Genomic DNA, 21,611 nt, shown 5'->3' with positions numbered 1-21,611 from the left:
GAACATGGGAGGCAAACCGGTGGTTGCCCCCGAAGAGGAACACCCGACAATCCGAGGAGTCAGACGTGTCCGTGCCGCCGCTCGTCGAGCCAGCCCCCGACCTCAGTGTGGACGAAGTACGCCGGTATTCCCGGCACATCATCATCCCCGAGGTCGGCATGGACGGGCAGAAGCGCCTGAAGAACGCCAAGGTCCTCGTCATCGGGGCCGGCGGTCTCGGCAGCCCGGCCCTTCTCTACCTCGCAGCCGCCGGTGTGGGCACGCTCGGCATCGTCGACTTCGACGTCGTGGACGAGTCCAACCTCCAGCGCCAGGTGATCCACGGGCAGAGCGACGTCGGTAAGCCCAAGGCGGTCTCCGCCAAGGAGTCGATCGCCGAGATCAACCCCTACGTCAGGGTCAACCTGCACGAGGAACGGCTCGACTCCGACAACGCGCTGGAGATCTTCGCCGACTACGACCTGATCCTGGACGGCACCGACAACTTCGCCACCCGCTACCTCGTCAACGACGCGGCGGTCATCCTCGGCAAGCCCTACGTCTGGGGATCGATCTTCCGGTTCGAGGGCCAGGTCAGCGTGTTCTGGGCCGAGCACGGCCCGCACTACCGCGACCTCTACCCCGAGCCCCCGCCGCCCGGCATGGTTCCCTCCTGCGCCGAGGGCGGCGTGCTCGGCGTGCTGTGCGCCTCCATCGGCTCGGTGATGGTCAACGAGGCGATCAAGCTGATCACCGGCATCGGCGAGCCGCTGATCGGCCGGCTGCTGATCTTCGACGCGCTGGAGATGAGCTGGCGTGAGCTCAAGGTCAACCGCGACCCGGAGACCGCGCCGGTCAAGGAGCTCATCGACTACGAGGCCTTCTGCGGCGTGATCTCCGACGAGGCGGCCGAGGCCGTGGTCGACTCCACCATCGACGTGCGCACGCTGAAGCAGTGGCTGGACGCCCGGGAGCGCGGAGAGCGTGACTTCCTGCTGGTCGACGTCCGCGAGCCCAACGAGTACGACATCGTCAACATCGACGGCGCGGTGCTGATCCCGAAGGGTGAGTTCCTGAACGGCCAGGCGTTCGAGAAGCTGCCGAAGGACAAGCAGGTCGTGCTGCACTGCAAGGTCGGTGGCCGCTCCGCCGAGGCGCTGGCCGCCGCGAAGGGCGCGGGCTTCGGCGACGCCGTACACGTCGCGGGCGGCATCTCCGCCTGGGTCAGCCAGATCGAGCCCGACAAGCCGTCCTACTGATCCGCGTCCGCGGCTGAACGACCTGGAGCCGACCGAGCCGATGCCGTCCGAGGAGTACGTCGAGCGGGTGCTCTCCGTCGTGGAGCGCATCCCACCCGGCGCCGTGCTCGCCTACGGTGACGTCGCGGAGTACCTCGGAGACGGCGGTCCCCGCCAGGTCGGCTGGGTGATGTCGCACTACGGCGGGAGCGTTCCCTGGTGGCGGGTCGTCCGTTCGGACGGGCGGCCCGCCGACTGTCACGCCGGCGAGGCGATCCGGCGGCTGCGTGGGGAGGGCACGCCGTTTCGCGAACCATCCGGCCGGGTGGACATGGCCGCCGCCCGCTGGGACGGCGCCCTCGCGGAGGGTGCCGGGGGCCAGAGCTAGCCCTGGCTCCGCCTCGCCCTGGCCCTGCCCTCCGCCTTCGCGTTGCGCTCGGCCTTCCACTTCTTCATCAGGTCGTCGAGCGCCTCGTCGATGAAGGTGTAGAAGTCGCGCATCTGTTCCATCCGTCGTCCGGATGGTGTGTCCGGGCCGCCGAGTGACCGAACACCCTCGTCGGCGAGGGCGGCGACGTTCGCCAGCGCCCCGCGCTTGTTGATCGAGGTCTCGTACCACACGTCGTCGGGGAGCCGGTAGCGATGCGTACGCGAACCCGGCACCGGCTCCCGGCTGAGCATCCCGATGTGCTGCAGGTAGCGCACCGCACCTGAGATCGCGGCCGCGCTCACCCCGAGTCGCTCGGCGAGATCACCGGCGGTCAGCGACTCCTCGTCGGCGGCCATCATGGTCAGCAGCACCCGGGCGGCCATCCTGGGGAAGCCCCAGTTCTCGAAGACCATCGCCATGTGCTCGACGAACAGCCGGACCTTTTCCTCGTCGCGGCCCCCGTCGGGGCTCTGGTCGGGGCCCTGGTCGCGCTCGGTGGGCCGGGCCGCACCCCTCGTGGTCTCGGTTGTCATCCTCGTCACACCCTCCAGCGCCGTCGCGAGCTTCCCAAGCATAACGCTGTAAACAAGCTTCATGAGTGTGTGAATCTCGTGTAGCGTGCGAAACGTACGCCTCGGAGGTTGCCAGCCGCGATCCGTCGGCTGCGCCGAGGCAGAGGAGAGACCCGATGAGCTCGCTGCAGGGCGCTCCGGCGCCGTGGCGGACAAACGCTCACCCATCCGTACGGCCGGCCGGCCGCGAGGTGGCCCCCTCCCGGGCACTGACCGCGGCCGCGCGCAAGGCCGACTCCGACCCGCCGCGCTGACTCGAGCCGCCGCGTCAGGGCAGATCGGGACCGGCCAGGACGGCGCCGGTCCGGCACCTCTCGGCCAGACGAAACAGGCCCGACCAGGCCCGGCCAGCTCCGACCCGGGAATGGCCCGGCCGACCCTGCCCATGCACCGCGAGCGGCAGCCGCGCATCGCCCGACCCCACGACTTCCACGTACGACGAGGACACACTTCGATGACCGAACTTGCCATTTCCGTGTCCGGGCTCCGCAAGAGCTTCGGCCGCACCGTGGCCCTGGACGACCTCGACCTGAGCGTCCGGGCCGGTGAAGTACACGGCTTCCTCGGCCCCAACGGCGCCGGGAAGTCCACCACCATTCGCATCCTGCTCGGCCTGCTGCGCGCGGACGCGGGCCAGGTGAACCTGCTCGGCGGCGACCCCTGGAAGGACGCCACCTCCCTGCACCGGCGGCTGGCGTACGTCCCCGGCGACGTGACGCTGTGGCCCAGCCTGTCGGGCGGTGAGGTGATCGACCTGCTGGGCCGGCTGCGCGGCGGGCTGGACCCGCACCGCCGGGCCGACCTGCTGGAGCGGTTCGAGCTCGACCCGCGCAAGAAGGGCCGGGCGTACTCCAAGGGCAACAAGCAGAAGGTGGGCCTGATCGCCGCGCTCGCCTCCGAAGTCGAGCTGCTGCTGCTGGACGAGCCCACGTCGGGCCTGGACCCCCTCATGGAGGAGGTCTTCCAGCAGTGCATCCACGAGGAACGCCAACGTGGGCGGACGGTCCTGCTGTCCAGCCACATCCTCGCCGAGGTGGAGGCGCTGTGCGACCGGGTGAGCATCATCCGCCGGGGCCACACGGTCGAGTCGGGCACGCTCGCCGAGCTCCGACACCTCACGCGTACGTCGATCCAGGCCGACCTGGCCACCCCGCCGAACGGCCTGGCGTCCCTGCCGGGCGTGCACGACCTGGAGGTCGACGGTACGCGGGTGCGGTGCGAGGTCGACACCAGCCGGCTCGACGTGCTGATGGCCGAGCTCACCCGCTCCGGCCTGCGCGGACTCACCAGCCAGCCGCCCACTTTGGAGGAGCTGTTCCTGCGGCACTACCAGGACGACGTGGCCGGGACCGAGCCGGCGGAGGTGGCCCGATGAGCGCGCTCGTCGGCACCCGCCGGATGGTGCGGCTGATCCTGCGCCGCGACCGGTTCGTCATGCCCTTGTGGATCGTGCTGCTCGGCCTGCTCCCGGCCACCCTCGCATCGGGGACCCGCGACCTGTATCCCACCCTCGCCCAGCAGGAGCAGTACGCCCAGACAGCCGGGACCAACCCCACGTTCCTGGCGTTGTACGGCCCACTGCACGCCTCCGGCATCGGCGGGCTGGTCGCGCAGCGCGTCGGATTCTTCCCCGTGGTGCTCGCGGTGATCAGCATCCTCACCGTCGTACGCCACACCCGGACCGAGGAGGACGCGGGCAGGCGAGAACTGCTCGGCGCCACCGTTCTCGGCCGGCAGGCCGGACTGGCCGCCGCGCTGCTCGTCACGGTCTGCGCGAATCTCGTCTTCGGGCTGCTGATGGCGGTCGGCCTGGTGGGCGTGGGCCTGCCGGCAACCGGCTCGTACGCGCTCGGCTTCGGGTGCGCGCTGGGCGGCTGCGTGTTCACCGCGCTGGCCGGGCTGTCCGCCCAGCTCAGCGAGGGGGCGGGCGCTGCCCGCGCGATCGCGCTCGGCACGCTCGGCGCGGCGTTCGTGCTGCGGGTCGCGGGCGACGTCGGCGGGCCGGACTCCGATGCGGCGTGGCTGTCCTGGCTGTCGCCGATCGGCTGGTCGCACGCGGTCCGGGCGTACGGCGACGAACGCTGGTGGGTGTTCGCTCTCGGTGCCGCGGTGACCGTGCTCCTCGCCGTGGCGGCGGCCGCCCTGTCCGCGCGGCGTGACCTCGGGGCGGGCATCCTGCCGGCGCGGCTGGGTCCGGCGGAGGCCTCACCGCGGCTGTCCGGCGCGTTCGGCCTGGCCTGGCGGCTCCACCGCGGGCTGTTGCTCGGCTGGACCATCACGCTGGCGCTGCTCGGAGTCGTGTACGGCGGAGTGGCCGACGGCGTACGCGACATGATGAACGGCAGCCCGCAGCTTGAGGAGATGTTCCAGCGCATGGGCGGCCAGTCGGCCATCGTCGACGCCACCCTCGCGGCCATGCTGGGCACGATCGGGCTGATCGCCGCCGCGTACGCCGTGCAGGCGGCGCTGCGGATGCGCGCGGAGGAGACCGGCGGACGGGCCGAACCCGTCCTGGCCACAGCCGTCGGCCGGGTGACCTGGGTGGTGAGCCACCTCGGGTTCGCAGTGCTCGGCCCGACGGTGGCGCTGGCCGCCGCCGGGATCACCGCCGGCCTGGCGCACGGCGCCAACACCGACGACGTGGCGGGCGAGCTGCCGCGCGTGTTCGCCGGCGCGATGGTGCAACTGCCCGCGGTGTGGGTGCTCGCCGGCGTCGCGACGGCGCTGGTCGGACTGGCGCCGCGGCTGGCCGGGGTCAGCTGGGCGGTGTTCGCGGCGTTCCTGCTGGTGGGACAGGTGGGCGTGCTGCTCGGCCTGAGCCAGAAGGTGCTCGACCTCTCGCCGTTCACCCACATCCCGCGGCTGCCGGGCGGGCACGCGTCCGCCACGCCGCTGCTGTGGCTGACGCTGGTCGCCGCCGTCCTGGTGGTCGCCGGTCTGGTCGGCGTACGGCGGAGGGACGTGCCGGTCGGCTGACGTGGTGGTCGGCTGACGTGGCAAGCAGGTTCGGCAGCCGTTCGCGGGCGACGCGGGCGGCTGCCGAACCCTGCTGTCGGCGGGGTCTGATGGAATGCGGTGCGTGTCGGTTGTCGCCCCTTCCTCCGGTTCCTCCGGTTCGCCCGGTTCCTCGGCTCCGCCCGGTGGTTCGGACGCACCGGCCTACCGGCTCGTCCGGCGGCCCCGGGCGAGCGATCCGGCGCGGCTGACCGGCCCGGAGCTCGACGAGGCGCAGCGGCGGGTCGTGGAGCACCGCGGGGGTCCGCTGCTGGTGCTCGCCGGGCCCGGCACCGGCAAGACGACCACGCTGGTGGAGGCCGCGGTCGACCGGATCGAGCGGGACGGCATCGAGCCCGAGCACGTGCTGTTGCTGACCTTCGGGCGCCGGGCGGCCGCCGAGTTGCGCGACCGGATCGCCGCCCGGCTGGACCGCACCATCCGCGAGCCGCTGGCCCGCACCTTCCACTCCTACGCCTTCGGTCTGCTGCGCAACGACGCGGTGCTGAACGACCTGCCGTTGCCGAGGTTGCTGGCCGGCCCGGAGCAGGACCTGATGATCCGCGACCTGCTGCGCGGTGATGTCGAGGAGTTCGGCGCGAAGGACTGGCCCACCCGGCTGCGGCCGGCGCTCCGCACCCGCGGCTTCGCCCAGGAGCTGCGCGACCTGCTGCTGCGTGCGGCCGAGCGGGGGATCGAACCGCCGGGCCTGGGCGCCCTCGGCCGGCAGCAGCGCCGCGACGACTGGCGGGCGGCGGCGAGGTTCGCCCGCCAGTACGCCGCGATCACCGCACTGCGCCCGGAGGCTCCGGCGTACGACCCCGCCGAGCTGGTCCGGGCCGCGGTCGACCTGCTGCGCGCCGACCCCGAGCTACTCGCCCGGGAGCGGGCCAACCGGGCCGTGGTGTTCGTGGACGAGTACCAGGACTCCGACCCGGCCCAGGAGGAGTTGCTGCGGCTGCTCGCCGGCGGCGGCCGGGAGCTGGTGGTGGTGGGCGACCCCGACCAGTCCATCTACGCCTTCCGCGGCGCCGAGAGCGAGGGGATCCGCCGGTTCACCGAACGCTTTCCGACCGTCGGCGGGGCCGATGCGCCGACGGTCGCGCTGACCCGCAGCCGCCGGGCCGGGGCCACGCTGCTCAAGGCGTCCCGGCGGATCACCGACCGGCTGGGCGGGCCACCCGCACACCGCCGCCTGGTCGCCGAGCCCGACGCGCCCCCGGGAGAGGTGCAGGCGCACCTGCTGCACACCCGCAACCAGGAGGCGTCGTTCGTCGCCCAGCGGCTGCGTGAGGCGCACCTCGTCGACGGCGTGGAGTGGGCCCGGATGGCGGTGCTGGTGCGCGCGGCGTCCTACATCCCGTTGCTGCGCCGCACCCTCGCCGCCGCCGGCGTACCCGCCACGGTTCGGCTGGAGGAGACCCCGCTGGTCGACCAGCCCGCCGTCCGCCCGCTGCTGACCGTCCTCGCGATCGCCACCGGCCGCACCGAGCTGACCACCGAGGAGACCCTCGACCTGCTGGTCAGCCCGTACGGCGGCGCCGACGCGCTCGCCCTTCGCCGGCTGCGACAGGAACTGCGCCGCAGCGAGCTGGCCGCGGGCGGCGGCCGGTCCTCCTCGGTCCTGCTGGTCGAGGCGCTGGCCGACCCCCGGGTGCTGATCCCGCTCGATCCGGCCGCCACCGCACCCGCGCGACGGATCGGGCACCTGCTCACCACCGCCGCCGAGGCCGCGGCCGAGCCGAACGCGACCGCCGAGACCGTGCTGTGGGCAGTGTGGTCGGCCGGCCGGGTGTCCGACCGTTGGGCACGCCGGGCCGCGTCCGGTGGGCCGGGCGCGTCCGCGGCCGACCGCGACCTGGACGCGGTGACCGCGCTGTTCGACATGGTCGCGCGGTTCGTGGACCGGATGCCGGCGGCCGGCCCGGCGGTGTTCCTTGACCACCTGCTCGGCCAGGAGATTCCCGCCGACACCCTCGCGCCCCGGGCGCCGGAGGGCGACACGGTCACCGTGCTCACCGCGCACGCCTCCAAGGGCCTGGAGTGGGACGTCGTCGCGGTGGTGGGCGTACAGGAAGGGGTGTGGCCCGACCTGCGGTTGCGTGGCTCCCTGCTGGGGTCGGAGTCACTGGTCGACCTGGTCGCCGGGCGCGACCCGTCGCCGGTGGTCACGGTGAGCCATCTGCTGGCCGAGGAGCGCCGGCTGTTCTACGTCGCCGTCACCCGGGCGCGGCGGCGGCTGATCGTCACCGCCGTGTCCAGTGAGGAGACGCACCCGTCCCGGTTCGTCGACGAGCTGGTGCCCTGGAACGGTCCCGGCGAGGAACGCCCGCTCACCCGCGTGCCCCGCGGCCTGGAGCTGGCGGCCGTGGTGGCCGAGCTGCGGTCGGTGGTGTGTGCGCCCGAGGCCGGCCCTGACGCTCCCGACGAGCCGCGCCGGCTGGCCGCCGCGCACCAGCTCGCCCGGCTGGCCGCCGCAGGGATCCGCGGCGCCGACCCGGCCGAGTGGTACGCCGTGGCACCCCTCACCGACGACGCGCCGCTGCGCGGACCGGACGAGCAGGTCCGGGTCTCGCCCAGCAAGGTGGAGGCGTTCGCCCGCTGTGCGCTGCGCTGGCTGCTGGAAAGCTGCGGCGGCACCGCCGGCGACCTGCTCAGCCAGGGTGTCGGCACCCTCGTGCACGACCTGGCGTACGACGTCGCGATCGGTGCGGTCGTGCCCGACGAGATCCTCTCCGCGTTCGAGACCCGCTGGGCGCGGCTGGACAGCGGCACCGGCTGGCACTCCCGCCGCCAGCACGAACAGGCCCGGACCCTGGTCGAGCGGTTGTCCAGCTGGCTGCGGAGCAACCCCCGGGAGCTGGCCGCGGCCGAGGAGACGTTCGCCGTCGAGGTCGGCCGGGCGGTGCTGTCCGGCCGGGTCGACCGGCTCGAACGCGACGCCGACGGGCGGCTGGTGGTGGTCGACCTGAAGACGGGCAAGAGCAAGCCGGTGGCGGCCGACCTGCCCACGCACCCACAGCTCGGCGCCTACCAGCTGGCGGTCGAGGAAGGCGGGTTCGAGGGTGGGCCGGAGGACGGTCCGCGGTCCGGCGGCGCGGTGCTGGTCCAGCTCGGCAGCGGCTCGAAGGTCACCGAGCAGTCGCAGGCGCCGCTGTCCGGCGCGGAGAACCCGAAGTGGGCGCAGCAGCTGGTCGAGGAGACGGCCGAGGGCATGGCCGCGGCCGACTTCCACGCGACCGAGAACCGCTGGTGCGGGGTGTGCCCGTCCCGGCGGTCGTGCCCGTTGCACGTCGAGGGTGGACAGGTGACACCGTGACCGAGCAACTCTCCGCCACCCAGCTGGCGCTTCCGCTGGTCCGCGCCGACGGCGTCCGCTACACCGCGGTCGACCTGGCCCGGCTGTTGCGGCAGCACCCGCCGACCGCCGAACAGGCCGCGGTGATCCAGGCACCGCTGGAGCCGGGCGTGATCGTCGCCGGCGCCGGTTCGGGCAAGACGGAGACGATGGCCGCCAGGGTCGTCTGGCTGGTCGCCAACGGTCTGGTGCTGCCGGAGCAGGTGCTCGGTCTGACGTTCACGCGCAAGGCGGCGCGGGAGCTGTCGGCCCGCATCCGGCATCGGCTCGGCCAGCTCCGCGCCCGCGGCCACGTCAGCATGGAGGCCGACGGGGACGCGCCGCCCGGCGAGGTCAACGTCGCCACCTACGACGCCTACGCCCAGCGCATCGTGTCCGAACACGCGCTGCGGCTCGGCCGCGAGCCCGCGTCGCGACTCGTCACCCCGGCCACAGCCTGGCAGTACGCCACCCGGGTGGTGGAGACCTACGACGGGCCGATGGACGCGGTGGAGGCGGCGTTCTCCACCGTGGTCGACGCGGTGCTCGCCCTGCACGGTGAGATGAGCGGCCACCTGGTGACCGCCGAGCAGGTCGCCGCCTTCACCGCCGACCTGGTGGCCGCGGTGACCAGCAAGCCCGCGGTCGCCCGCACCCGCAAGGCGCTGTACAGCAACGTCGCGGAGGCGCTCGCCCGCCAGCAGGCCAGGGTCGCGTTGCTGCCGCTGGTGCAGGCGTTCGAGGCGGAGAAGCGCCGCCGGGAGGCGGTGGACTTCGCCGACCAGGCCGCGCTGGCCGCCCGGCTGGCTGAGGAGTTCGAGGAGGTCGGCGAGCGGGAACGCGAGCGCTACCCGGTCGTGCTGCTGGACGAGTACCAGGACACCAGCCACGCCCAGCTGGCGATGCTGCGCGGACTCTTCGGTGGCCGCACCGGTCACCCGGTCACCGCCGTCGGCGACCCGTGCCAGTCCATCTACGGCTGGCGGGGCGCCAGCGCGGCGACGCTGACGTCGTTCGGCAGTCACTTCCGCACCTCCGACGGCAACCCGGCGCCGACCCGGTCGCTCACTACCAGCTTCCGCAACGGCGCCTCGGTGCTCGAGGTGGCCAACGTCCTCGCGACGCCACTGCGTCAAGGCGGTCTTGACGTACGTGAGCTGGCCGCGCATCCGGCCAACCCCAAGGGCAGGGTGGTGGTGTCGCTGCACCACACGGTCGACGACGAGGCGGCCGACGTGGCGGCCCGCGCGCGGGCGGTGTGGGACGCCGACGCGGACAACCGCGCCAAGGGGAAGCCGGGGCGTACGGTCGCGGTGCTGGTCCGGCGCCGCAGCCAGATCGACCGGCTGGCCCACGAGTTGCGAGCCGCCGGGTTGCCGGTGGAGGTGGTCGGGGTCGGCGGTCTGCTGTCGGCGCCCGCGGTCACCGACGTGGTGGCGACCCTTCGGGTGCTCGCCGACCCCGGGCGCGGAGACGCACTGATGCGGCTGCTCACCGGGACCAGGTGGCGGATCGGTCCGCGGGACCTGGACGCGCTGGGCCGGTGGGCTCGACGGCTGGCTGCCGGTCCCGGGTTTGCCGGTGGCGTGGGCGGCTCGGCCGGGGCGGGTGACGGGCCGGGTTCAGCTGGGTCGGCCGAGGCGTCCGGAGCGGAGCCGGGCGGTGGCCACGCTCTCACGGAAGTGGGCGAGAAGGCCGCCACGTCGGAGCCGGCCGGCTCGGTCGGCTCAGCCGGGTCGACCGAACCCGCGGAGTCCGCCGAACAGGCCGATCCCGACGACGTGGACAACGCCAGCATCATCGACGCCCTCGACGCGGTGGACACCGCACCCGCCGACGGCTGGTTCTCCCCGGAGGGCCGCCGGCGGCTCACGCTGTTCGCCCACGAGCTCCGGTCGCTGCGCCGGCGGGCCGCGCAGCCGCTGGTCGACCTGGTGGCCGACGTCGTGCGCACTCTCGGCCTGGACGTGGAGATCGCCGCCCGGACCGGTGACGTCGCGGTGAGCCGGGCCGACCTGGACGCCTTCCTCGACGTCGCCGTCGGGTTCGCCGAGAGCGGGGAGGGCGTCTCGGTGGCGGCGTTCCTCGCCTTCCTCGACGCGGCCGACACCGAGGAACGCGGCCTGGAGCCCGGGCAGGTGGAGGTCGCCGAGGAGCGGGTCCAGGTCCTCACCGTGCACGGCGCGAAGGGCCTGGAGTGGGACGTCGTGTTCGTGCCGGGCCTGGTGGAGGGCGTGTTCCCGACGGCCGGTGCGAAGGACAAGGCCTGGCTGACCGACCTGGGCGCGCTGCCGTTCCCGCTGCGCGGAGACCGGGACGCGCTGCCGGTGCTCGACGTCGAGCACGCGCTGGACCAGAAGGAGGTCAAGGAGGCGTTCGACCAGTTCGTGGAGGACTGCGGCGAGCGCGCCCGGATCGAGGAGCGCCGGCTCGCCTATGTCGCGGTCACCCGGGCGCGGCAGCTGCTGGTCTGCTCCGGCTACCGCTGGGACGAGACCCAGCGGCCACGGGAGCCGGGGGAGTATCTCCTGGAGATCGCCGACGCCTGCCGAGCCGGTGCCGGGAAGGTCGGCATCTGGCACGGCGAGGTCGACCTGGAGGCAGGCAACCCGCTGACCGCGCAGCCGCGCCGGCACGCCTGGCCCTACGACCCGCTCACCCCGCAGCGCCGCTCGGAGCTGGAGATGGGTGCCGAGCTCGTACGCCGGTCCAAGGCCGAGCTCGCGGCCGAGCGGGAGCTTCCCGCCGAGGTGGCGCAGGCCGCCCTGGAGTGGCAGCGTGACGTCGACCTCCTGCTCACCGAACGCGCCCGCCGGGTGAACCGCGACGAGATCGTCGTCACCCTGCCCGACCGGCTCTCGGTCAGCCAGCTGGTGCAGTTGCGGCGGGAGCCGGAGGCGCTGGCGCGGTCGATCCGCCGGCCGGTTCCGCACGCCCCCAACCCGCTGGCCCGGCGGGGCACCGCGTTTCACGCCTGGCTGGAGTCGCGGTACGGCCTGCCGCAGTTGCTCGACATCGACGAGTTGCCCGGTTCGGCCGATGCCGAGGCCGAGCCGGACGACGACCTGATCGCCCTGCAGGAGGCGTTCCTCGCCTCGGAGTGGGCCGACCGTGACCCGCTCGAGGTCGAGGTGCCGTTCGAGCTCCTGGTCGGCGGCGTGGTCGTCCGTGGCCGCGCCGACGCGGTGTTCCCGGTCCGGGGTGCCGACGCGGCGAACGGCCGCTCCCGCTCGGCGAACGGCGGCGACTCGCCGGTGACTGCGATCGTCGGCGGCCAACCGGTGACCGCGATCGAGGTGGTGGACTGGAAGACCGGGCGTCCTCCTCGAGACGCCGAGGACGAGGCCGCCCGCACGGTGCAGTTGGCGGCGTACCGGCTGGCCTGGGCCCGGCTGACCGGGCTGCCGCTGGGGCAGGTGCGGGCCGCGTTCCACTACGTACGCCACAACCGGACCGTCCGGCCCGTCGACCTGCTCGACGCCGACGGCCTGGAGGCACTCATCGCCGGCGTCCCCGAGGAGGCCGGCGACTGAGGCGGTCGGCGACTGAGGCGGTCGGCGACTGAGAAGGCAGTGCGCGGTCAGCCGGCGTTCGGCGCCGGCCACAGGCGGTCCGGGCCGATGCGGTAGAAGTCACACGCGGTGCCGAAGAAGACCGCGCGTTGTTCGCTCGCGGACAGGTCGGCGGTGAGGTCCTGGAAGCCACCGAAGATCTGTGCGTACGTCGCCCACAGCGCGTCCACCGGGAAGTTGCTGGCGAACATGCACCGCTGCGAGCCGAACAGCTCCAGGGTGGTGAGCACGACCTCTCGTTGCAGCTCCGGCGTCCAGGTGGTGCGCGGCATGTCCAGGCCGGAGATCTTGCAGTACACGTTGGGCTTTTCCGCCACCAGCCGCATCGCGTCGCGCCAGCCGGCCAACCCAGCCGGCGAACGGTCGGCGGGCAGCCCGGTGTGGTTGATCACCATCGGGGTCTGGTCGAACTCCGCCGCGAGGTCGGCCGCCTCGTGCAGGTGCCACCACGGCACCTGGAGTTCGTAGTGCAGTCCGAGCGGTGCCAGCCGCGCGAAGCCCGCCCGCCAGCGCGGGTCGGTCATCATCGTGGGTTCGGCCGATGCCCGGTCCGGTGTGGCCGCGCCGCCGGGCTTGTGCCGGATCCCGCGGGTGAGTGGTGCGGCGGCGACTGCCGCCAGGTGCTCGGCGATGCCGGATGAGTTCAGTACCGCGTGCCCGACGACCACGCTGGGCACGCCCGTCTTCTCGGCCAGTCCGCTCACCCAGGCGATCTCGGACAGTGTGTCGTCGACGCGCCACTCCGTCTCCACGAAGACGCTGCCCACCACGTCGAGCCCGAGGTCGGCCACCGAGGCGGTGTCGGTGCGGAAGTCCGGGGGCAGGTAGTCGCGGCGGATCCGCCCGTAGTTGCCGTACCGGAACGCGATCATCGGGTCGTCCACCAGCCACGGCTGGCCGCCCAGAGCCAGGTCCCACACGTGGTGGTGTGCGTCGACGACGGGGCCGGTGTAGGGGCTCATCGCGGCCACACCGCCGAATGGCGAACGCTTTTCGGCATGGCCACATTGTCGACCGCGTGAGGCCTTTTCCGGGAAGTTCGTAGCTGGTTTCAGACGGCCGAATACGGCTGAACTTTCAGTGTTCTCTTCACTTGTCGAAATGAACGCGAAAGCGCTTGCCCGGGTCCTGTCCACGATGGGACAGCGGCGTTCCCCGTCACCGACATGTGCACGTAACCTCCACGCAGGCAGGGGTTACTGAATGTTCAGTGAAACCCGAGGGGTCTGAATGGGTGCACGGCGGCGGTCGACACTGCGGGAGGTCGCCGCGCGCGCAGGTGTTTCTATCGGGACCGCCTCCGGTGTGTTCACCAGTAATGCGGCCGTTTCCGAACAGGCCCGAAAGGCGGTTCTGGCCGCCGCGGAGGAAATCGGCTACCAACCACGCCGGCGGCCGGCGGAGTCACTGGCCGCTGGCGTTTCGGCGTTCGGCCTGCTGGCTCGTGGCGAGCACTACGTCGGCCCGGCCAACCCCTTCTACGGTCCGGTTCTCTACGGTGCGCAGTCGGCGATCGCCGCCCTCGGGGTGTCGCTGGTGATGGAGACCCTGCACGACGGTGATCGTGACAGCCGCGCGCTGCCGTTGGTGCTGCGCCGCCGGCAGGCGCAGGGGCTGCTGCTGGCCGGCTACCACGAACAGCGGTACGTGGAGAGGTTGCTGGAGACCGGGACGCCCTGCGTGCTGATCGACCACCTGGTCGAGGACCTGCCCGTGGACTGCGTACGTGCCGACGACCACCGTGGCGGCTACCTGGCCACCACCCACCTGCTCGACCTGGGGCACCGCAACCCACCGCCGGCCATCATCACCGGACCGTCGACGGCGTACTCGATCACCGCGCGGCTGGCCGGATACCACCAGGCGCTGGCGGAGTACGGCGTCCCGGCCGACCCGGCCTACGTTCGCGGCGGCCGGTTGAGCGCGGAGAGCGGGAGGGAGGAGATGGCCGCCCTGCTGGATCTGCCGGTGCCGCCGACCTCGGTCTTCTGCGGCAACGACAACACCGCCCTTGGTGCCATCGACCTGCTCCGCGAACGCGGGATCGCCGTGCCCACCGACGTTTCGGTGATCGGTTACGACGACATCGCGATGGCCGCGCACAGCGTCCCCGGGCTCACCACCATCGCCGTCGACAAGGAACTGCTCGGCATGCAGGCGGTGTGGAACCTCACCGAGCGGCTGCGCTTTCCGCACATGGGCTGGCGGGAGACCCGGGTCGGCGTCCACCTGGTGGTCCGTGGGTCAACCGCGCCGCGCAACCCGCCGGCGCCGCCGTACGAGCCGGTGACGGCAACCACCGGAACCACCGGAACCACCGCGACAACCTCCACAACCTCCATCACACAAGGGTGATCGACTGATGCGGCTGACCACGGCCCACAAGCAGGCGTTGTACGACGACGGGCTGGTTCGCCTGCCTGGGATCGTTCCCAGCGAGCTTGTCAACGCGGCCTTGCGGGCGATCAACGGCTCGCTCGGCTCCGAGGGCATCCATCCCGACGAACTGGTGACCTTCCGGTCCCGGTCGTACACCCCGGAACTCCAGACCTCACCGGCCATCACCGACCTGTTGCACCGGTCACCGCTGTGGGAGGTCGCCGAGTCCGCGATCGGTGAGGGCGCGATCGCACCGGTGAACGCGGGCCAGATCGCGTTGCGCTTCCCCGCCGCCGGCACACCGCACGACCCGCACGCCCACATCGACGGCATGTACAGCCCGCACAACGGTGTGCCCAAGGGGACGATCGCCAACTTCACCGCGCTGGTCGGGGTGTTCCTCAGCGACGTGCCCACGTCGTATGCCGGCAACTTCACCGTCTGGCCGGGCAGCCACCGCCAGTACGAAAGCTACTTCCGCGAGCACGGCCCGGACTCCCTGCTGAACGGCATGCCGGAGGTGGAGGTGGCCGAGCCGGAGCAGGTCACCGCCCGGGCCGGTGACGCGGTGCTCGCCCACTACCAGCTCGGGCACGGCATCGCCGGCAACGCCTCCCCGCACATCCGGTACGCGATCTTCTTCCGGCTCAGCCACGTCGACCACCAGTCGGTGCGCTGGGAGTGCATGACCGACATCTGGCGGGAGTGGGCGGGCATGCGCGAAGTCGTCGCGAACGCACCGGCCACCTGACCCAGCCCACCTGACCCAGCCAACCGACCCAGCCAACCGACCCAGCCAACTGACCCGGAAGGAGTGGTTGCCGTGCCCACCCTGGAGGTACGCGGCCTGGTGAAGCAGCTCGGTGACCACCGGGCGGTGGACGGAATGTCGTTCACGGTCGAGGACGGGCAGTTCTTCGTACTCCTCGGCCCGTCCGGCTGCGGGAAGACCACCACCCTGCGGATCGTGTGCGGACTGGAACATCCCGACGCGGGCGACGTCGTCATCGGCGGCCGGGTGGTGACCTCGCTGCCGTCGCGGGACCGCAACCTCGGGATGGTCTTCCAGGAGTACGGCCTGTATCCCAGCATGGACGTCTTCGGCAACATGGCGTACGGGCTGCAGGCACGCGGCGGTGTGCCCAAGGACGAGATCGAACGCCGCATCCGGGCGGCAGCGGACCGGCTCGACCTCGGCCCGCTGCTCAGCTCACCGATCACCGACCTGTCCGGTGGCGAGCAGCAGCGGGTGGCGCTCGGCCGGGCGATGGTGAAGGACGCCGACGCGTACCTCTTCGACGAACCGCTGTCGAACCTGGACCCGAAGCTGCGGTACCGGCTGCGCCGCGACATCCTCGCCCTGCACCGCGACAAGGGCCGCCCCAGCGTCTACGTCACCCACGACCAGACCGAGGCGTTCGCGATGGGCGACGTGGTGGCGGTGCTGGCCGACGGCCGGGTGCAGCAGATCGGCCCGCCGGACGAGCTCGTCGACCGGCCCGCCAACGTGTTCGTCGCGGGCTTCGTCGGGTCACCGCCGATGAACCTGCTGCCCGCCCGGCTGCGGCCGGTGAACGGTGCGTACGTCGCACACGGCTCGGACGGCCCGGGCGGTCCCAACGGCTCGGGCACCGCCTTCTCGCTGCCGTCGGCGTGGAGCGACACCCTGTCGCGGTACGGCAAGGAGCAGGTGACGGTGGGGATCCGCCCGGACGCGCTGGTGCCGGCCGCCGACGGGGACGCGGCGATCACCGGTGAGGTCACCGACGTGGAGCCGCTGATCGGGGAGACGGTGGTCCGGCTGAGGACCGCGGGCCGGTCGATGGCCGCGATCTTCCGGGCCGGCGAGGAGGGTTCGCTCGCCCCGGGTGACTCCGTACGCCTGGACGTCGCTCCGGAGGGCCTGCGGCTGTTCGACCACGACAGCGAACAGGCGCTGGTGCCATGACCGCCGCGTCCGCCACGGCTGGCGACCGGTCCGCCACGCCCGCCGACCGGTCCGAGGCCGCCCTCATGGCCGGCTTCGACACCCTCGCCCGGCTGCTCGCGCTCACCCTCGGTCCGTCCCGGGGCGTGGTGCTGAACGACGCGGGCGGCGGGACCGCCGAGGGTCTCGACGACGCGGCGACCATCGCCCGCCGGGTCACCACCCTGCCCGGGCGCGGCGCGAACGCGGGCGCGGCGCTGCTGCGTGAGGCGGTACGCACGGTGGTCGGCCGGCACGGCGACGGCGGCGCCACCACCGCGGTGCTGACCGCGGCGATCGTCCGGCACGCGCACCGGATGGTGGCCGCCGGCGCCAATCCGGTGCTGGTCCGCGAGGGGATCACGGCCGCGGTCGGATGCGCCGCCGACGCGCTGAAGGGCCAGGCGAGCCCGGTCGAGGGGCCGGACGACCTGGCCGGCCTGGTCACGGCCGCCAGCGGCGACCGGGCGCTGGCCGGCGCGGTCGGGGAACTGCTGGACGTGCTGGGGCCCGACGGGGCGGTCGTGGTGGAGGAGTCCGTACGTACCGGCGTCGCTCACGACTACGTGGACGGCAGCCGGTGGCCCGCCCGTCCGGCCGGGCCGGAGTTGCTGTCCGGCGGTGGCGCGTTCGGTGGCTCGCACACCGAGCTGACCCTGGTCGACCCGGCGGTGGTGGTCGCGGACGTCGTACTCGACGAACCGGCGCAGGTCGTCCCGATCCTGGAGGCCGTGCGGGCGCTGCCCGGCCGGCCGCCGTTGCTGCTGGTGGCCCGGGACGTGACCGGCGGCGCGGCCACCACGTGTCTGCTGAACGACCGCCGCGGGCTGGTGGTGAGTGCGCCGGTCGTCCTCACCACGGCCGGGGTCCGGCAGGGTGAGGACCTCGCCGACCTGGCCCTGCTCACCGGTGCCACCGTGCTGTCGCCGGAGTTCGGCCCGCCGCCGGAGCGGTTCGTCCCGGCGTACGCCGGCCGGGCGCGGCGCGCCGTCGTGCGGGCCGGGCACATGTCCGTAGCGGGCGGCGAGGGCGACCGGGGCGCGCTCACCGACCTGGCCGCCCGGCTGCGTACCCGGGCCTGGGAACTCGACGACGGCTCGGAGGCGTCCACGCGTACCGCCGACCGGATGTGGCTGCGCCAGGCGCGCCTGCTCGGCCGGGTCGGCGCCGTCCGGGTGGGTGCTGCGACCGAGGCCGAACGCGACGACCGTTTGCGCACGGCCCGGCGGGCGGTGCGGCTGGCCCGGACCGCGCTGCGGGAGGGCGTCGTGACCGGCGGCGGGGTGGCCTACCTGGACTGCGTGGACGCCGTCCGCACGGCGTGGGCGCACTGCACCGACCCCGACCGGGGCGCCGGCATGGACGCGGTGGCGGCGGCCCTGGAGGCGCCGTTCCTCCGCCTGGTCGCCAACGCCGGCGCCCGCGACCCCCGGGTCGCCCTGGCCGCGGTCCGCGCACTCGGGCCCGGCCACGGCATCGACGTACTCACCGATCGCTGCCTGCCGATGCGAGCGGCCGGTGTGTTCGACGTCGCGGGCGTGGCCGTCGCAGCGGTGGAGGCGGCCGGCGCCACGGCGGGCGTCCTGGTGTCGGCGTCGGTGGTGAGCGGCCGTGGGTGAACCGGCGAGCCCGATCCTGTCGGCCGCGAGGGGTCCTCGCCCGGAGGAGTTGTGGCTGGGCGGAGTCGGCGGGGTGGTGTCGATCGGCGCGACCGGCGTGGACGGCGCGGCCGGCGTGGACGGCCCGCTGACCTGTGTGGCCGCGCTCGGTGCCGTGGCGGGCCGGCTGCTCGCCGGCGGCGCGGAGGGGATCGCCCGCCGTACCGGCGACGCGTGGGATCTCGCGCAGGTGCAGGGGAGTGGTGCGCCCGTGGTGGCGTTCCTCGACGTGCCGGCGGCGGACGTGGACTCGGCGGCGTCCGACCACGAGGAAGGCAATGCCGACAGCAACGTCGCCCTCGCGGCCACGCTCGGGGACGGCGTACTCCGCAGCGTGGACGGCGGGCGGACGTGGCAGCCGGTGTTCGGCCTGGCCGACACCGAGGTCACCGCGCTGGTCCGTACGCCCGGCGGCCGGTTGCTCGCCGGTACGCCGGAGGGCGTGTTCGCCGGCGACAACTCCGGCCGGGCCTGGCGGCGGACCGGACGCACCCGCCCGGACGCGTCGGGTCCCGACGCACCGGGTCCCGACGCACCGGTGGCGGCGTTCGCGTCGAGGGCGGACGGCTCGGTCGTCGCCGGACTGGAGTCCGGTCGGCTGTGGGGCTCCGCCGACGACGGACGAACCTGGTCACCGCTGGGCTCGCTCCCCGCACCTGTCACCGCGCTGGTCGCGACCGCGTCCGGAACGCTGCTCGCCGGTACGTCCGGCAGGGGAGTGTGGCGCTCCACCGACGGCACCGGCTGGAGCGAGACGGCGGCTGCAACGACGGTGGCCGCGACAACGGCGGCCGGAACAACGGTGCACTGCCTGCTGGCCGACGGCACGGCGACGTACGCCGGCATAGACACCGGCCTGCTGGTCAGCCACGACGACGGGCACACCTGGTCCGAGGTCGGCGTCCCCTCCACCGCCGACCTGGATCGGCTGGTCTGGTGGGACGGTCGCCCGCTGCTCGCCGGTCCGCGGTCGGGAATCGTCCGGCCGGCCGCGCTGACCGCGCCGGCCGCGCCGGGCGCCTGGGAGCCGGTGGCCGATGTGCCGTTTCCCCTGCTGGGGTTGGGCGTCGCGTCCGACGGCGCGTTGCTGGCATCCGGGCCGGACGGGCTCCTGCGGCGGACGCCGGCCGACGTCGACTGGACCCTGGTGGTGGAGGGGAGTGCCGGGGAGGTCGGCCGGTTGGCGTTCGCCGCGGACGGGCGCGGATGGGCCGCGCCGGCCCGGCACGGCGACATGCTGCTGCACAGTGCCGACGCCGGGCGTACGTGGCAGCAGCGGCCGGCGCCGTTCGGCACCTTCCCGCTCACCGCACTGGGTTGGGTCGGCGGCGACGACCTCGTGGCGGCGACCTTCGACCACCGGCGCAACCTCGTCACCGTCTTCGACTCCGCCGACGGAGGCCGGACGTGGCGGCAGCAGCTCACCGCGGAGACGGCGTGGCCGCAGGTGCACTTCGCCCGGGCGGGGGCCGGGGGCCCGGCCGTCCTCGGCATCGGGCGGCTGGTGATCGTCCGCGGTGACGATGGCGGGTGGAAGCAGCTCACCACCTTCGACACGGGAGTACGGGCGATGACCGGTACTCCGGACGGCCTGGCCGCGCTCACCGGCGACGGGCTGTGGACGTACGACCTCGAGCACAGCACCGACACCAGCACCGACACCGGCAGCGACACCGACTGGCGCCGCGTCGAGGACGGCCCGGATCCCGCGTCGGCGTACGACCTTGCCGGCCGCGGCGACGAGCTCCTCGTCCTGCTCGCCGGCGGCGGCGTGTGGACCGCGATTCCGACGAGGAGGGGACGATGAACACCGATCCCGCAAGTCCGAGAACACCTGCGCCGAAGGGGTACGCCGCCGCGCCGACCCGACGGCAGATGCTGTCGCTGATGGCGTCGGGAACCTTCCTCGCCGCGGGTGGCGGCCTGCTGAGCTCGTGCGCGCGCCGGGGTGCCAGCACCGACGGCCATGTCGTCCTGAAGACGTCGGGCGGCTGGCCTTACGGCCCGATGCCGACGAAGAAGGACCAGAAGGCCAACGCGGGAACGAAGTCCTACGCCGACGTGCTCGGCGCGTGGATGGACAAGAACCCCGGCGTCACCATCCAGGACGTCAAGCTGGACGTGTGGAACCAGCAGACGCTGTCCACCGCGATCACCGGTGGCACCGCCCCGTCGATGTTCCCCGGCGACGTGCTCGGTGGCTGGAACCGCCAGGCGGTGCGTTCGGCGATGGCACAGGGGCTGTCCGCCGACGTGACCGAACACCTGAAGACCCACGACATCGCCGGCAAGCTGGCGAGCTACGTCAAGCCCATCTGGGAGAAGTGGCAGGTCGACGGGAAGTTCTACGCCGCGCCGTGGATCTACAACGTCGGGACCGGCCTGCACTACCGCGTCGACCTGGTGCGTGAGCTGGGGCTGAAGGAACCGACGCCGGACTGGACCTGGGACGACGTACGCACGCTGGCCAAGGGACTGACCAAGGGCAAGCGCAAGGGAATCGTCCTGCAGGGCTGGGGCCTGAACATGCGGCTCAGCGCGGACGGCATGGACTACCACGCCAAGCTGCCCGCACCGTCGACGAACTGGAACTGGCGCTGGGACTACATGTCCGGCGTCGACCGCTGGGTGCCGCTGATCCAGGGCATGCGGGACATGGTCTTCAAGGACAAGAGCGTGCTCGCGGACGTGAGCATGGGCGACGGCGACACGCTGGCGGCGTTCGTCCGCGGCGACGCCGCGATGCACAACAACACGGTGATCTTCTTCGCCAACACACCGGGCAGCGACACCGCACCGGCCGACCTGGCCGCCCGGCTGAAGAAGCCGATCGAGGACGTCGTGGGGTGGATGACCCAGCCGATCGGCCTGAACGGGCGCACCGGCACCACCCAGGGGCAGGTGGACCTCGTCGGCTTCTCACCCGACATGGACGACCTCGCGCTGGACAAGGCGATCAGCCTGCACGCGTGGATGAAGGGTCCCGGCTGGGTGGAGCAGAAGAAGGCGACCTACGCGGCCACCAAGGATGCCAAGCGGGTCTTCGACAGCGCCGACTTCATGCCGCTGTTCGCCGGGCTGGTGGAGCAGATGCCGGTCACTCCCGACGACGCGTGGGGCAAGCCGTTCATGGATCAGGTACGCCGGGCCTCGAAGATCCCGCTGGTGCCGAACGAGGCGTTCTACTTCCCGGCCGAGCTCAGCCCCGGGCCGACCGGAACCGCGCGCGACGACATGACCTCGCGGTGGGCGAACGAACGCGGCACCCTCGACCTGCGCGGTGACCTGGCGAAGATGGAGGCGACGATGAACGCCCAGGCGCGCAGTTTCTCCTCCAGCACCTCCGACCCGGACTTCGTCAAGGCTGCGCGCGACTACTTCGGTGCGCACGACACCTACTGGCGGGAGAACGCACCGGACTACCACCGCGACGTCTTCTCGCCGTGGTACCAGAACTCCGTCCTGCCGGCCCTGAAGGGATGAGCG

The 21,611-nt window shown here is 72.9% G+C and carries 15 protein-coding genes; 13 read left to right on the top strand and 2 right to left on the bottom strand.

All coding sequences use genetic code 11. The annotated features are described in order from the left end of the window. Positions 1-65 precede the first annotated feature (65 nt). Positions 66-1,238: an adenylyltransferase/sulfurtransferase MoeZ gene (moeZ, locus tag ABZV93_RS19060; protein WP_354937632.1), complete on the top strand. Its 1,173-nt coding sequence runs from the start codon at positions 66-68 to the stop codon at positions 1,236-1,238. A 40-nt stretch (positions 1,239-1,278) separates the two neighbouring features. Beyond that, a complete protein-coding gene (locus ABZV93_RS19055) occupies positions 1,279-1,605 on the top strand; it encodes an MGMT family protein (RefSeq protein ID WP_354937629.1) in 327 nt (108 codons plus the stop codon). Here the strand turns inward: ABZV93_RS19055 and ABZV93_RS19050 are convergent. After that, positions 1,602-2,180 carry a MarR family transcriptional regulator gene (locus tag ABZV93_RS19050; RefSeq protein WP_354937626.1) on the bottom strand — a complete coding sequence of 193 codons (579 nt, stop codon included), beginning with the start codon at positions 2,178-2,180 and terminating at the stop codon, positions 1,602-1,604. The genes ABZV93_RS19055 and ABZV93_RS19050 overlap by 4 nt on opposite strands. Before the next feature lie 155 nt (positions 2,181-2,335). Here ABZV93_RS19050 and ABZV93_RS19045 point away from each other — a divergent pair, with 155 nt between their 5' ends. From ABZV93_RS19045 to ABZV93_RS19025, 5 genes are all read left to right on the top strand, one after another. Beyond that, positions 2,336-2,473, top strand: coding sequence for a hypothetical protein (locus tag ABZV93_RS19045; protein WP_354937623.1), 138 nt, complete (start codon positions 2,336-2,338; stop codon positions 2,471-2,473). Between the two features lie 200 nt (positions 2,474-2,673). Next, the gene (locus tag ABZV93_RS19040; RefSeq protein ID WP_354937620.1) at positions 2,674-3,594 is read left to right on the top strand and encodes an ABC transporter ATP-binding protein; all 921 of its coding nucleotides are present in this window, start codon (positions 2,674-2,676) and stop codon (positions 3,592-3,594) included. After that, positions 3,591-5,195, top strand: a complete 1,605-nt coding sequence (locus tag ABZV93_RS19035; RefSeq protein ID WP_354937617.1) for an ABC transporter permease — start codon at positions 3,591-3,593, stop codon at positions 5,193-5,195. Before ABZV93_RS19040 ends, ABZV93_RS19035 begins: the two co-directional genes overlap by 4 nt. A gap of 103 nt (positions 5,196-5,298) precedes the next feature. Then, positions 5,299-8,532, top strand: coding sequence for an ATP-dependent DNA helicase (locus ABZV93_RS19030; protein ID WP_354937614.1), 3,234 nt, complete (start codon positions 5,299-5,301; stop codon positions 8,530-8,532). Further along, entirely contained in the window at positions 8,529-12,083 is a 3,555-nt protein-coding gene (locus tag ABZV93_RS19025) for a UvrD-helicase domain-containing protein (RefSeq protein WP_354937611.1), read from the top strand. Before ABZV93_RS19030 ends, ABZV93_RS19025 begins: the two co-directional genes overlap by 4 nt. 47 nt (positions 12,084-12,130) lie before the next feature. Here ABZV93_RS19025 and ABZV93_RS19020 read toward each other — a convergent pair whose 3' ends face one another. After that, a complete protein-coding gene (locus ABZV93_RS19020; protein ID WP_354937608.1) occupies positions 12,131-13,084 on the bottom strand; it encodes an amidohydrolase family protein in 954 nt (317 codons plus the stop codon). 268 nt (positions 13,085-13,352) lie between these two features. Between ABZV93_RS19020 and ABZV93_RS19015 the strand changes: the two genes are divergently transcribed. The 6 genes from ABZV93_RS19015 to ABZV93_RS18990 all read left to right on the top strand — a co-directional run bounded on the left by ABZV93_RS19015 (position 13,353) and on the right by ABZV93_RS18990 (position 21,608). Continuing rightward, a complete protein-coding gene (locus ABZV93_RS19015; protein WP_354937601.1) occupies positions 13,353-14,477 on the top strand; it encodes a LacI family DNA-binding transcriptional regulator in 1,125 nt (374 codons plus the stop codon). A gap of 7 nt (positions 14,478-14,484) precedes the next feature. Then, positions 14,485-15,252, top strand: coding sequence for a phytanoyl-CoA dioxygenase family protein (locus ABZV93_RS19010; RefSeq protein WP_354937598.1), 768 nt, complete (start codon positions 14,485-14,487; stop codon positions 15,250-15,252). Positions 15,253-15,324: 72 nt separating this feature from the next. Next, positions 15,325-16,449, top strand: a complete 1,125-nt coding sequence (locus ABZV93_RS19005; protein ID WP_354937595.1) for an ABC transporter ATP-binding protein — start codon at positions 15,325-15,327, stop codon at positions 16,447-16,449. Continuing rightward, positions 16,446-18,086 carry a TCP-1/cpn60 chaperonin family protein gene (locus ABZV93_RS19000; protein WP_354937592.1) on the top strand — a complete coding sequence of 547 codons (1,641 nt, stop codon included), beginning with the start codon at positions 16,446-16,448 and terminating at the stop codon, positions 18,084-18,086. Before ABZV93_RS19005 ends, ABZV93_RS19000 begins: the two co-directional genes overlap by 4 nt. Next, the gene (locus ABZV93_RS18995; protein ID WP_354937589.1) at positions 18,079-19,932 is read left to right on the top strand and encodes a hypothetical protein; all 1,854 of its coding nucleotides are present in this window, start codon (positions 18,079-18,081) and stop codon (positions 19,930-19,932) included. Before ABZV93_RS19000 ends, ABZV93_RS18995 begins: the two co-directional genes overlap by 8 nt. Beyond that, entirely contained in the window at positions 19,929-21,608 is a 1,680-nt protein-coding gene (locus ABZV93_RS18990) for an extracellular solute-binding protein (protein ID WP_354937586.1), read from the top strand. Before ABZV93_RS18995 ends, ABZV93_RS18990 begins: the two co-directional genes overlap by 4 nt. Positions 21,609-21,611: the final 3 nt, after the last annotated feature.

Source organism: Actinopolymorpha sp. NPDC004070, from assembly GCF_040610475.1.
In the GTDB taxonomy this organism is placed as follows: domain Bacteria; phylum Actinomycetota; class Actinomycetes; order Propionibacteriales; family Actinopolymorphaceae; genus Actinopolymorpha.
The sequence above is the reverse complement of the archived record's forward strand: the minus strand, read 5'-3'. Positions and strand labels throughout refer to the sequence as shown.

Bases quoted from the DNA above. Each gene is read 5' to 3' on its own strand.
- ABZV93_RS19055 (WP_354937629.1), top strand. From the start codon at position 1,279: ATGCCGTCCGAGGAGTACGTCGAGCGGGTGCTCTCCGTCGTGGAGCGC.
- ABZV93_RS19050 (WP_354937626.1), bottom strand. From the start codon at position 2,180: ATGACAACCGAGACCACGAGGGGTGCGGCCCGGCCCACCGAGCGCGAC.
- ABZV93_RS19045 (WP_354937623.1), top strand. From the start codon at position 2,336: ATGAGCTCGCTGCAGGGCGCTCCGGCGCCGTGGCGGACAAACGCTCAC.
- ABZV93_RS19040 (WP_354937620.1), top strand. From the start codon at position 2,674: ATGACCGAACTTGCCATTTCCGTGTCCGGGCTCCGCAAGAGCTTCGGC.
- ABZV93_RS19035 (WP_354937617.1), top strand. From the start codon at position 3,591: ATGAGCGCGCTCGTCGGCACCCGCCGGATGGTGCGGCTGATCCTGCGC.
- ABZV93_RS19020 (WP_354937608.1), bottom strand. From the start codon at position 13,084: ATGAGCCCCTACACCGGCCCCGTCGTCGACGCACACCACCACGTGTGG.
- ABZV93_RS19015 (WP_354937601.1), top strand. From the start codon at position 13,353: ATGGGTGCACGGCGGCGGTCGACACTGCGGGAGGTCGCCGCGCGCGCA.
- ABZV93_RS19010 (WP_354937598.1), top strand. From the start codon at position 14,485: ATGCGGCTGACCACGGCCCACAAGCAGGCGTTGTACGACGACGGGCTG.
- ABZV93_RS19000 (WP_354937592.1), top strand. From the start codon at position 16,446: ATGACCGCCGCGTCCGCCACGGCTGGCGACCGGTCCGCCACGCCCGCC.
- ABZV93_RS18990 (WP_354937586.1), top strand. From the start codon at position 19,929: ATGAACACCGATCCCGCAAGTCCGAGAACACCTGCGCCGAAGGGGTAC.